The sequence below is a fragment of the Xenorhabdus sp. KJ12.1 genome (assembly GCF_963876495.1).
In the GTDB taxonomy this organism is placed as follows: domain Bacteria; phylum Pseudomonadota; class Gammaproteobacteria; order Enterobacterales; family Enterobacteriaceae; genus Xenorhabdus; species Xenorhabdus stockiae.
Map to the genome: position 1 here is coordinate 120,684 of NZ_CAWNQH010000138.1, position 12,807 is coordinate 133,490.

General features: G+C 45.8%; 12 protein-coding genes. 7 read left to right on the forward strand and 5 right to left on the reverse strand.

The window, feature by feature from the left end; translation table 11 throughout:
* Window positions 1-3: 3 nt before the first annotated feature.
* The 5 genes from pstC to greB form a co-directional block, all read right to left on the reverse strand.
* A complete protein-coding gene (gene pstC, locus AACS92_RS21435) occupies window positions 4-990 on the reverse strand; it encodes a phosphate ABC transporter permease PstC (protein ID WP_099109526.1) in 987 nt (328 codons plus the stop codon).
* A 155-nt stretch (window positions 991-1,145) separates the two neighbouring features.
* A complete protein-coding gene (gene pstS / locus AACS92_RS21440) occupies window positions 1,146-2,186 on the reverse strand; it encodes a phosphate ABC transporter substrate-binding protein PstS (RefSeq protein ID WP_099109527.1) in 1,041 nt (346 codons plus the stop codon).
* Window positions 2,187-2,445: 259 nt separating this feature from the next.
* On the reverse strand, window positions 2,446-3,456 hold the full coding sequence (locus AACS92_RS21445) for an ATP-binding protein (protein WP_099109528.1): 1,011 nt from the start codon (window positions 3,454-3,456) through the stop codon (window positions 2,446-2,448).
* Window positions 3,457-3,498: 42 nt separating this feature from the next.
* A complete protein-coding gene (ompR, locus tag AACS92_RS21450; protein WP_099109529.1) occupies window positions 3,499-4,218 on the reverse strand; it encodes an osmolarity response regulator transcription factor OmpR in 720 nt (239 codons plus the stop codon).
* Window positions 4,219-4,395: 177 nt separating this feature from the next.
* Window positions 4,396-4,881, reverse strand: a complete 486-nt coding sequence (gene greB, locus AACS92_RS21455) for a transcription elongation factor GreB (RefSeq protein ID WP_099109530.1) — start codon at window positions 4,879-4,881, stop codon at window positions 4,396-4,398.
* 412 nt (window positions 4,882-5,293) lie between these two features.
* Here greB and AACS92_RS21460 point away from each other — a divergent pair, with 412 nt between their 5' ends.
* The 7 genes from AACS92_RS21460 to AACS92_RS21490 all read left to right on the forward strand — a co-directional run bounded on the left by AACS92_RS21460 (window position 5,294) and on the right by AACS92_RS21490 (window position 12,736).
* On the forward strand, window positions 5,294-7,642 hold the full coding sequence (locus AACS92_RS21460) for a Tex family protein (protein WP_099109531.1): 2,349 nt from the start codon (window positions 5,294-5,296) through the stop codon (window positions 7,640-7,642).
* Window positions 7,643-8,031: 389 nt separating this feature from the next.
* The gene (locus AACS92_RS21465; RefSeq protein ID WP_099109532.1) at window positions 8,032-8,556 is read left to right on the forward strand and encodes a pyridoxamine 5'-phosphate oxidase family protein; all 525 of its coding nucleotides are present in this window, start codon (window positions 8,032-8,034) and stop codon (window positions 8,554-8,556) included.
* Window positions 8,557-8,842: 286 nt separating this feature from the next.
* Window positions 8,843-9,073: a ferrous iron transporter A gene (feoA, locus tag AACS92_RS21470; RefSeq protein ID WP_099109533.1), complete on the forward strand. Its 231-nt coding sequence runs from the start codon at window positions 8,843-8,845 to the stop codon at window positions 9,071-9,073.
* Between the two features lie 74 nt (window positions 9,074-9,147).
* Window positions 9,148-11,457: a Fe(2+) transporter permease subunit FeoB gene (gene feoB / locus AACS92_RS21475; RefSeq protein ID WP_099109574.1), complete on the forward strand. Its 2,310-nt coding sequence runs from the start codon at window positions 9,148-9,150 to the stop codon at window positions 11,455-11,457.
* 8 nt (window positions 11,458-11,465) lie between these two features.
* A complete protein-coding gene (locus AACS92_RS21480; protein ID WP_099109534.1) occupies window positions 11,466-11,708 on the forward strand; it encodes a FeoC-like transcriptional regulator in 243 nt (80 codons plus the stop codon).
* Window positions 11,709-11,831: 123 nt separating this feature from the next.
* Entirely contained in the window at window positions 11,832-12,278 is a 447-nt protein-coding gene (gene parS, locus AACS92_RS21485; RefSeq protein ID WP_099109535.1) for a type II RES/Xre toxin-antitoxin system antitoxin, read from the forward strand.
* Window positions 12,275-12,736 carry an RES family NAD+ phosphorylase gene (locus tag AACS92_RS21490; RefSeq protein WP_099109536.1) on the forward strand — a complete coding sequence of 154 codons (462 nt, stop codon included), beginning with the start codon at window positions 12,275-12,277 and terminating at the stop codon, window positions 12,734-12,736. The genes parS and AACS92_RS21490 overlap by 4 nt, the downstream gene beginning before the upstream one ends.
* Window positions 12,737-12,807 lie beyond the last annotated feature (71 nt).

The window sequence follows — 12,807 nt, forward strand, 5'->3', positions numbered from 1 at the left end:
TATTTAGCGCCCCTCATTTCTGGACAGACGCATAATCATCAGTTTTGACAACGCGAGAACAATAAAAGTGATCACAAATAAAATCAGCCCCAGCTCCATCAGAGCAGAAGTATGCAGGCCCGGCTCAGCTTCGGCAAATTCGTTTGCCAGCGCAGAGGTGATACTGTTTCCCGGCATATAGAGCGAAAAACTATCCAACTGGTAGGTATTACCGATAATGAAAGTCACTGCCATCGTTTCCCCTAATGCCCGCCCCAGCCCCAACATAACGCCGCCGATGACACCATTTTTGGTGTAAGGCAGAACGATATGCCAGATCACTTCCCATGTTGTGCAGCCAACGCCGTAAGCCGACTCTTTCATCATGACCGGAGTCTGTTCAAAGACATCACGCATCACAGAAGCAATATAGGGAATAATCATAATGGCAAGAATGATCCCCGCAGCCAGAATACCGATACCGAAGGCCGGGCCGGAAAACAGTTCCCCTACAATGGGAATGCCCGACAACACTGCACCGACAGGCTGCTGAAAATAGGTGGCAAAAAGCGGAGCAAACACGAACAGCCCCCACATGCCATAAACAATACTGGGAATGGCCGCCAGTAACTCAATTGCCACACCAAGTGGCCGTTTCAGCCAGTTTGGTGCCAGTTCTGTCAAAAACAGAGCGATACCAAAACTAACCGGAACGGCAATAATCAGGGCAATGAGCGAGGTGACTAATGTGCCGTAAATCGGTACCAGTGCACCAAAGATCTCTGCCGGCGCATCCCAGTCTTTCTGCCACAGGAAAGCTATTCCAAACTGCTGCATACTCGGCCAGGAAGCAACAAACAACGAAATGATGATCCCTCCCAGCAGGAATAGCGTCATCAACGCAGCCAACCTGACCAGTACACTGAAAATGATATCGCCATACCTGCCCGGAGCTTTTTGCAAACTGGTTTGGTCATCGGCTTTATGTTCTGCCATGCGTTCAATTCCCATTTGATACCCTTCGTCTTTCAAGTTGCCTCTTTGTTGGCTGCACTCACTCACCCCGGTCACATAGCTATCTATGCTCCCGAGGATTCGCTCCCTGGCCGCCGCGATGCAACTTGAAATCCATTGGGTAGAGTTATCAGTTTCCACCCGATAAAGAGCTAGTACAGAGCGTTGCCATGCTCATCCTTTATATTGCTTTTCCATGCTGCGCGTACCTGTTTGATAACATCCTGCGGCAACACGGCATAATCCAGCTCTTTCGCCTGTCGGCCTCCTTTTTCATAAGCCCAGTCGAAGAACTTCAGAACCTCTGCACCATTTGCGCCATTTTTCTGCTGTTTGTGGATCAGGATGAATGTTGTTGAAGTGATTGGCCAAGCATTCTCGCCCGGTTGATTCGTCAGATCCTGCGCGAAACTTTTACTCCAGTCAGCGCCTTTTGCCGCCGCACTGAAATTGGCCTCAGTAGGAACAACTGTCTTTCCGTCAGCGGTAATCAACCCGGTATAAGCAAGGTTATTCTGTTTCGCATAGGCATATTCAACATAGCCAATGGAGCCGGGTAAACGCTGAACAAATGCGGCAATACCATCGTTGCCCTTACCTCCCAGCCCAGTCGGCCATTTCACTGTAGAACCGGCGCCGACTTTTGTTTTCCAGTCACTATTCACTTTGGATAGGTAACTGGTAAAGACAAATGAAGTACCAGAGCCATCCGCACGGCGAATAACGGCAATGTCCTGATCAGGCAGTTTAAGATTCGGATTTAGTTTCGCAATGGCGGGATCATTCCATTTTTTAATGGTGCCGAGATAGATATCTCCCAGCGTTTTTCCATCCAGCACCAGTTGGCCCGATTTGATATTCGGAAGGTTCACCGCCAACACAATGCCACCGATCACAGTAGGAAACTGGAATAAACCCTCAGATGCCAGTTTTTCATCGGTGAGTGGTGCATCTGAAGCACCAAAATCAACCGTGCCAGCTATGATCTGTTTTACGCCCCCCGAAGAACCAATTCCCTGATAATTGATTTTGTTGCCGGTTTCTTTTTGATAGGAATCAGCCCATTGGGTATATATCGGTGCCGGAAAGGTTGCTCCGGCTCCTGTCAGGCTGGTTGCTGAAAATGAAGAGACAGATACCATAGCTGATGCTGCTGCCATCATACCTGCTACAGTGAGACGCATTGGTTTCATACATCCTCCGCTAAGAGACACATCATTCATCAAAAACAACTGTTAGTAGTAGTTTGGTTTTATACCAATTCAACTTCAAGATGCGTGTTATATCTCCCGCGATGCGGGAAGATATAAGAACTCGCCTCATACTTACCCTTTGTAACTTGAAGTTTATTGAGTATAAAAAGATGATTCTGGAGGGAAAAATAAGTCACTTTGATGACAGCAAAATGTACGAATTATGACATTTTTATGACAGCGGTTCAGAATGAGGAATCTAGGAATCAGCCGCCAGTGGGATATAAGCGCGAATGGATACCCCCCCCCTTTCACTTCTGCCCACATCAAGGTATCCGTCATGCATGTCGATGATACGGCTGATAATGGCAAGCCCCAGCCCAACGCCACTGTGATTATGGCGGTTATTCATACTATGCGCTTTTCCCTGCCTGAAAGGCTGGAACAAAATATCAATGTCTTCCTTTGTGATACCAGCGCCATCATCTTCCACCTGAAACCAGCCGAATTTTTCAGTTTTTCCACTGCTGATGCCGATCCATCCATTACCATAACGCTGAGCGTTAGTGAGCATATTCGCCAGTACACGCTTCACTGACAGAGGGTCGGCCATAATGAAAACCGGAATAACAGACAGGTTATCTGCAATCGCCGCTTTTTCTGCCCTCATCACTTCCTCAATGAGCTGATTTAATTCACAACGAACTTTTGCCGTATCCTGCCCGGCCCGCTGATAATCGATGAACTGGCTAATGATTGCATTACACTCTTCAATATCATGATTCACGGACTCACAAAGGAAATCATTTTTCCCGTCAATCAGCTCCATCGCCAGCCGTATCCGTGTCAGCGGAGTACGTAAATCATGGCTGAGACCCGCTATAAAAATAGCCCGATCATTCTCCAGCGACTTAAGCGCCACCGACATTTGGTTAAAAGCACGGATAACCGACCGGGTGCCAGATGTTCCCGATTCAGGTAATGGTGCAATAATTTTGCCTTTTCCTGTCCTGATGATTGCCTGCTGTATGGCTGCCAAAGGACGCCTTTGTGCCTGAAGGTAAAACCAGCACATTGCGGCAACGAGGAGTACTGACAATAGTGTACTGATCAGGATATACGGGAATACGGCAATAAATGAGATGCCTTCCCGCCTTGCCAGCATAGTGGCAGACAGATAACTGATCATCAGGCTGCTCAACGGCATTGCCAGTGCCCAGACCAGAGCACGGGATAATTTATGATGCAGTGAGAGCCTGAACTTTTTCATAACGTACTTCCACTTATTCCTTATCAGGTACCTTATTACTATTTATGCTTGATTACCGTCAGGAACGAAAACATATCCCAATCCCCAAACGGTCTGGATATAGCGGGGATGTGCCGGATCTTCTTCAAGCAGACGGCGCAGACGGGAAACCTGCACATCAATAGAACGTTCCGTCGCACCGTATTCCCTGCCCCGGGCCAGACTCATCAGCTTATCCCGCGATAACGGTTCACGGGGATGAGACACCAGTGCTTTCAGTACAGAAAATTCACCACTGGTCAGGGCTAGTTGTTCATCTTTATGGAACATTTCTCGCGTCCCGAGATCCAGTTTAAATTTACCAAACGTTACGACGGCATTATCCGGTGTCTGTGCGCCGGATAATTCATTAGAGTGCCTGCGCAACACTGCTCGGATACGTGCCAGTAATTCCCGTGGATTAAAGGGCTTTGCCAGATAATCATCCGCTCCGATTTCCAGACCGACAATCCGGTCAACTTCTTCCCCTTTCGCAGATATCATAATGACAGGGATCGGGTTATTCTGACTCCTTAATCTGCGGCAGATTGAAAGCCCATCTTCTCCCGGTAACATTAAATCCAGTACAATCAATCGAATAGATTCTCTGGTCAATAAGCGGTCCATCTGCTCTGCATTTGCAACACAACGAACTTGAAAACCCTGCTCCGATAAGTAGCGTTCCAGCAATACGCGCAAACGCATATCATCATCAACAACAAGTATTTTATAACTCTCTTGCATGTGTCAGCTCCCAAGATGCTCCATGCCCGCAATATCCATTATTCTTACAGAAAATCCATGCCTTAAAATAACACTAACGCCATGTATTTTAAGAATATTTGCAATATTGGCAATAATTACTTATGTTTCTGTTTTTCATCCCTGTTTTCCTTGCTCCCTGATTTACACCTACTGTTTTTATATTTCCGGTGGCTGATAACTGATTTCCAAAATCCAGTAAACCGCCAGACCATTCGGCGTCATTACAGTCACTTCATCATCAACCCGCTTGCCAAGTAGCGCTCTTGCCACCGGCGAATCAATGGAAATCCATTTTTTGGCCGGATCAAACTCATCCGGCCCCACCAGACGGAAAATATATTCTTCGGCTTTTTCGTTTTCGACTTTAACCCATGCCCCAAAAAAAACTTTTCCTTCCTGTCGCGGATCAGGGTCTACAATTTGCAAGACATCCAGTCTCTTAGATAAAAAACGCACGCGACGGTCAATTTCCCTTAACCTTTTTTTACCATAAATATATTCTGCGTTTTCTGAACGATCTCCTAATGCAGCCGCATCAGAGACAGCCTGAGTAACTTGTGGGCGCTCAGTTTTCCAAAGGTATTTCAGTTCCTGATCAAGCGCCTGCCAGCCCTCTCGGGTAATATAGTTACTTTTGCCCATGAAAAACTCACTTGAGAAAATATGATTAATGGCGCAGTACTATATCTTAACCGGGCAGATATTCGATGAGTTCCATCGCAACATGACAGAAATATTATGCTATACCTGTTAAATTCCGAGTCGCATCACAGCAGAAAATAATCAGTCACTGCGATGATTCAGTCCTTGCAACAAAACGGACAACCGAAAGAAAGATAGAAGGCATATACACAATGGATTTCAAGATGCGGCGCAGCCAACAAAGAAGCCACTTGAAAGACGAAATATAGAAACTGGAAATTATTGCGCTCTGTACGTATATAATGGAGCCAAGTTTGAACCCTGCCAGCATCCAGTTAAATGATGAATCTGGCCCTGTCTGCGGATATCTGCTGATATCTACAGGCGCAGAGAAAGTTGAAGAAAATAGACTATGAATGAATCTTTAAGTCGAATTATTGCCGGTGAGTTACAGGCTCAGCCCCAACAAGTTCTGGCTGCTATTACTTTACTTGATGAAGGAAACACCGTTCCCTTTGTTGCCCGTTACCGTAAAGAAGCTACCGGAGGTCTTGATGACACCCAGCTTCGCCAGCTTGAAAGCCGTCTTGGCTATCTGCGCGAGCTGTCAGACCGCCGCCAGACTATCCTGAAATCTATCGAAGAGCAGGGTAAACTGACGAGTGAACTGGCTGAAGTCATCAATAGCACGCTCAGCAAAACCGAACTGGAAGACCTCTACCTTCCTTATAAACCTAAGCGCCGTACCCGTGGGCAAATCGCGATTGAAGCCGGGCTGGAGCCACTGGCAGACCTGTTATGGCAAGACCCGCAGCAAGAACCGGAATCTGCCGCTGCCGCTTACGTTAATGCTGACAACGGTGTTACAGACACCAAGGCCGCCCTGGATGGCGCTCGCTATATATTGATGGAGCGTTTTTCTGAAGATGCGTCTCTGTTGGTGAAAGTACGTGAGTACCTGTGGAAAAATGCCCACCTGACTGCCAAAGTCGTTGAAGGTAAAGAGGAAGAAGGCGCTAAGTTCAGCGATTACTTCGATCATCATGAAGCTATCTCCTCTGTTCCCTCGCACCGCGCTCTTGCGATGTTCCGCGGACGCAATGAAGGCATCCTGCAACTGTCCCTGAATGCCGATCCCCAGTTTGAAGAAGCCCCTAAAGAAAGTTACTGCGAGCAGATTATCACTGACCACCTGAACCTGCGTCTGAACAGCGCACCGGCTGATAGCTGGCGCAAGGCTGTCGTGAACTGGACATGGCGGATCAAAGTTCTGCTGCATATGGAAACAGAGTTGATGGGTACGCTGCGCGAAAAAGCAGAAAATGAAGCGATCAACGTCTTCGCCCGTAACCTGAATGACCTGATGATGGCAGCTCCTGCGGGTATGCGTTCCACAATGGGTCTGGATCCGGGTCTGAGAACAGGGGTGAAAGTTGCTGTCGTGGACTCAACCGGTAAATTACTGGCTACAGATACCATCTACCCGCACACTGGTCAGGAAAACAAAGCAGCCGCAGCGGTTGCAGCGCTGTGCACCAAACATAATGTTGAGCTGGTCGCTATTGGTAATGGCACTGCATCCCGTGAAACAGAACGCTTCTTTGCCAACGTTCAGAAACAGTATCCTGCTGTCACCGCACAGAAAGTCATTGTCAGTGAAGCTGGTGCATCTGTTTATTCTGCTTCAGAACTGGCAGCTCAGGAATTCCCTGATCTGGACGTTTCACTGCGTGGAGCGGTTTCTATTGCCCGTCGTCTTCAGGATCCACTGGCGGAACTGGTTAAAATCGAACCAAAATCCATCGGTGTTGGTCAGTACCAGCACGATGTCAGCCAGACTCAGCTTGCCAAAAAACTGGATACCGTGGTTGAGGACTGTGTAAACAGTGTCGGTGTTGATCTTAATACTGCATCTGTTTCTCTGCTGACCCGAGTTGCAGGTCTGAGCCGCTCTGTCGCCCAGAATATCGTCACTTGGCGTGATGAAAACGGTCGTTTCAATAACCGTGAAGAGCTGCTGAAAGTTCGCCGCCTCGGGCCAAAAGCGTTCCTGCAATGTGCGGGCTTCTTACGGATTAATCAGGGTGATAACCCGCTGGATGCTTCTACCGTCCATCCAGAATCCTACCCGGTCGTTGAAAAAATTCTGGCTACAACAGAGCAGACTTTACCGGAACTGATGGGTAACCCAGCGGCTTTACGCGATTTGAAAGCTCAGGATTTTACCACGGCAAAATTCGGTATCCCGACGGTCACCGATATTCTGAAAGAACTGGAAAAACCGGGTCGCGATCCTCGCCCTGAGTTCAAGACTGCCACGTTTGCCGACGGTGTGGAAACCATGAATGACCTGCGTGCAGGTATGATTCTGGAAGGCACTGTCACTAATGTCACCAACTTCGGTGCGTTTGTTGATATCGGTGTACATCAGGATGGACTGGTACATATTTCTTCCCTTTCCGATCGATTCGTGGAAGATCCACACACAGTAGTGAAAACGGGCGATATCGTGAAAGTGAAGGTGATGGATGTTGACCTGAACCGCAAACGTATTGCCCTGACAATGCGCCTTGATGAGCAGCCGGGAGAAGCTCCGGCCCGCCGTAATAACTCTCAGGGAAATAACCGCCAGGAACGTAATGGCAATGAACGTAACCGAAATGGCAAAGGCCGCCAGAATTTCCGTTCATCCGGTTCCGCACAATTAACTAACAGTGCCATGAGTGATGCTCTGGCAGCCGCTTTTGGTAAAAAACGTTAATATCCTGCAGTAGTGTACTTTCAGAACTGGCTTAATTAAGCCAGTTCTGTCAGGCATAAAATGTGTTAGATATATACACTTTATCTTTCAAATTGTCGCTGTATCGTCTGCAACGTATTTTGAAGTCCATTGTATATATTCGTCACTGAAAATCGTTTTTAATTTTCATATATAAAATAAAATACCTTAATAAATCAATGCTATTTTCATCATCACACTGCAATTTATTGCCGATCTAATAAATTTAAATAGGAGAAATTACTGCCTGTCTTCATTAATACTTAATATAATCTGTTGCGAAAATTCAATCACTATTATTAATAGTAACCATAAGTCGTTTAAATAACTATAAATACAGATAATAAACTCAAATTGTTAAGGAATAATTTATGAATAAATATATCCAAAGCAGTTTTGACTTACTCAGCAATATAAGATTCTTCAACCTTGCCACTCATGATCCGAATGCCGAATCAGTTTGGTCATCCACACTCTTTTATATTCCTAAATATAATCCATTAAGTTTAATCTGGTATTCAAAACAGGATACCCGCCATTCTCAGGAACTACTTATCAACCCTCGGGTCAGCGGTACCATATACAGCAGTATCACCACGCCTGATTCATCGCTGATACTCGCTGGCTCTCAGTTCATCGGCCACGCCCGTCAGGTTCCCGACGATGAACTACAGGAAACCTATGACTACTTCTTCCTGAAAACTTACCCGGATGAGAATATCAGAAAGAAAAAATCCCGCCCGATTGCTGACTATCATGGCAATGCAATGCGCCGCTTCTATGAATTAAAAGTGGAAGCATGGTGGGTATACGACTCAACAGGCTGGAGTGAACGTCAGGATGATGCCCGTGTCTCAGTATCATTAAATGATCTTCTTTATCCACCGAAAAATTAATAGAAAAATAGATAATAACAAGCTCCATTTCTTATTGGAGCTTGTTATTAATTCCTTTCAGATATTCTTTACATAACTTTAATTTTTGATTAAATCACCATTAAATTGATTAATATCAATTTATTCCGTCATTATTCAGTGATAAATAGATGATATTGGTATTGCATATTATTCTCATTAGCGCTTTAATCCAAAATAACTAATATACTTTTTCCTTGTGAATTTCGCTTTATTGAGGATAATCATTCTCATAATCACTGTCTTTTGAGTTTTAACGGAGTGTTATATGTCACTGACTCCAAATCAAAGCTATAAAATTCTGGGATTCTTCCCACAGATAAATCGCGCATACAGGCAAAAATTATTGTCTCTGGGGATGTTACCCGGTTCTACTTTTCAGGTTATCCGAGTTGCACCTTTGGGAGACCCCATTCAAATAGAAACACGCAGAGTCAACCTTATTCTCCGTAAAAAAGACTTAGCGCTCCTCACATTAGCAGTACATCCAGCAGAATGAATGAAGTCCAGATGCCGTACAGTCCTGAGACTGAATGCAATGATGCACACTATTCCTGATCAGTAAAAAGTATGATGAAACAATTAACTATAGGTTTAATCGGTAACCCTAACTCTGGGAAAACCACTTTATTCAACCAACTTACAGGCTCCCGACAACGGGTCGGTAACTGGTCTGGGGTCACTGTTGAACGCAAAACCGGGCATTTTTCCACCCAAAAACATCAAATAGACCTTGTCGACCTTCCCGGTACCTATTCTCTCACAACCATTTCCGAGCAAACCTCAATTGACGAGCAAATTGCCTGTCACTATATACTGAGCAGCGAAGCCGATATGTTCATCAATGTCGTTGACGCTTCGAATCTGGAACGTAATCTCTACCTTTCATTACAGCTCATTGAGCTTGGTATTCCCTGCATTATTGCCCTGAATATGCTGGATATCGCCAAAAGCCAGCATATCAATATTGATATTGCAGCGCTGGAGCAGCATCTTGGTTGCCCGGTTATTCCGCTCGTCTCTACCCGCTCAACAGGGATAGATACGCTTAAAAAAGCCATTGACCACTACCACCAGCCTGTACGCCCCGTGTTGGTGCAATACCCCGATACTTTATTGCAGGAAGCCAACAACCTTGCAGACCTGATCAGCAGAAACTTCAATCTGCAACAGCGTCGCTGGCTCAGCTTGCAAATACTGGAAGGAGATATATACAGCTTTGAGCGTTCAGAACTGACGCAGGCACAATTGGCTGAAAGTAAACTTCGCCTGCAACAGGAACAGATTGAAGAACCTGAACTCATCATTGCAGATGCCCGTTATCAGGCAATCAATAAATTGTGTCTGACAGTCACGGATGTTGACTCAGCAATACCCAATAAACTGACTCAGGCGATAGACAAAGTTATTCTCAATCGCTGGCTAGGCGTGCCTGTCTTTCTGTTTGTCATGTATCTCATGTTCGTGCTGGCGATTAATATCGGTGGTGCTTTACAACCCATTTTTGATGGTGCTTCCTCTGCTATTTTCATTGATGGTATGCAGTGGCTCGGCTATACCCTCCACTTCCCCGGCTGGCTGACCATTTTCCTTGCACAAGGGATCGGAGGCGGTATCAATACCATGCTGCCATTGGTTCCGCAGATCGGCATGATGTACCTGTTTCTCTCTTTTCTTGAAGACTCCGGCTATATGGCCAGAGCTGCATTTGTGATGGACAGGCTGATGCAGTCTCTGGGATTACCGGGTAAATCCTTCGTGCCACTGATTGTCGGCTTCGGCTGTAATGTTCCTTCCGTGATGGGTGCCAGAACACTGGATGCACCGCGTGAAAGGCTGATTACCATTATGATGGCGCCATTTATGTCTTGTGGCGCACGTCTGGCGATTTTTGCCGTTTTTGCCGCCGCGTTCTTTAATAAACATGGTGCCAGCATTGTCTTCTCTCTGTATATCCTCGGTATTGTCGTTGCCATCCTGACGGGTCTGCTACTCAAATACACCATTATGCGTGGTGAGGCATCCCCCTTTGTCATGGAGCTGCCGGTCTATCATGTTCCTCATGCTAAAACGTTATTAATCCAGACCTGGCAACGCCTGAAAGGATTTGTGATCCGTGCAGGTAAAGTGATTGTCGCAGCCAGTATGCTTATCGGGGCTCTCAATAGCTTTTCTTTCTCTGGTAAGACAGTAGACGATATCAATGAATCAGCGCTGGCCTCGGTCAGTAAAGTCATTACACCGATCCTTCATCCTATCGGCGTACATTCTGATAACTGGCAGGCAACAGTCGGGCTTATCACCGGAGCGATGGCAAAAGAGGTGGTTGTCGGAACACTGAATACACTTTATACCGCAGAAAACATCACTAAACAGCCATTCAACCCGGATGAGTTTAATCTGCTGGATGAACTGACAGGCTCAGTAACAGAAACATGGGACAGCCTGAAAGAGACATTCACCCTGAGTGCTCTGTCCAACCCGATTGAAGCCAGTAAAGGCGACGGCAACATGGACAGCAGTTCAATGGGAGTGATGAGTGCCAAATTTGGTTCTCCTATTGCGGCCTACAGCTATTTGATCTTTGTTCTGCTGTATGTTCCCTGTGTTTCTGTGATGGGTGCCATTGCCCGTGAAACCAGCCGCGGCTGGATGACATTCTCAATTTTATGGGGGTTAAACGTAGCCTATTCTCTGGCTGTACTGTTTTATCAGGCTGCAACCTTTTCGGCACATCCACGAAACAGCTTACTCACTATTCTGGCGGTCATTTTGTTCAATGTCGCTGTTTTTGTCGGATTACGCCGTGCTCGCAGCAGAATCACAATCACATTCAATAGCACCAGAGACCGGAGCTGCGATTGTTCCGGTAGCTGTCACTAGGAGTTGCCATGATTAGTCTGCTGCAAATCCGCGATACGGTCGCCCTTCATGGGCGCACCGATGCCAGATCACTGAGCCATCAGTTTTCAGCACCACTGCCCATCGTAGAAGCCATGCTCAATCAATTGGTGACGATGGGTAAACTGGAGGAAGTAGACATTTCCTCCTGCCTGAGTGGAGGCTGTAAACAGTGCCCGGAAACACAGAGATGTGCTGTTAAGTCATATCAGCTGGCGATGATAAAATGCTGATTACATTTTATTAATTCAACAATAAATCCTCTTCCTTTCTTCTAAACATTTTTAAGCAACTTGCCCAGGCAAGACAAATGTCATATAACTAATATGACAATTGTCTTGCCTGGGGAATAATTTATGAGAATCTACGTACCAAGTAATACAACCGGTAATAAAGCGCTCTGGCGCTCTGTCGGCCTGCCGGCAAACCGAGGAAGCGATCTGATTAAAACATTACAGGCCGGATTGCCACTCGATGTGTTGGATAATATCCACCGAGACTCAAAGATATCTAAAGCTGATATCCTTCGCATTGCTGGTATCAATGAACGTAATGTTGCACGTCGTAAAAGTTCTGGTCACCCATTTTCACCTGATGAAAGTGAACGTATAGCCCGTTTAGTCCGCGTATTTGATGCAACCATCACTTTCTTCAATGGTGATAAAGAAGCTGCCTACCATTGGCTTAAAGAGCCTGTGAAGGGGTTAGGTCATGTGGCTCCTATTTCTCTTCTCTCGACAGAAAGTGGCGCCCTTGAAGTGATGGACCTCATTGGTCGGCTGGAACACGGGGTCATTTCATGATTTTTTACCGATTAGTAAAATCCGTTCATGCTAATGAAGCATGGACGGGGTATGGTGCCAAAAGATTCGGTGGACGCTGGAATCATAAAGGATATGGTGCCGTTTATGCCTCCAGCTCTATCGCCCTTGCCACATTAGAATTGTACGTTCATACAGCAAAAGAAAGTCTGCTTGAAGAATATCAACTATTTTCTATTGAATTAGCCGATACCGATGTGGACTATTTAGATCATCGTTATCTTCCCGATGACTGGAGAAGTGACCCAGCCCCTACTTCGACAATGGATATAGGTAGTGACTGGCTAAATGCTGCCGAAAATGTTGCCCTTATCATTCCTTCTTGTATCGTACCTTACGAAAACAATATCATTATCAATCCAAATCACCCTAAATTTTCCAAATCCATTGAATCAGTTGAGGAATTAGACTTTACATTCGACCAGCGTCTAATTCGTTAACATTAGCACAGTAATTCTTTTAACCATCGTGATAGATTAAAGAATAAAAACCACTTCCTGATTATTTCATA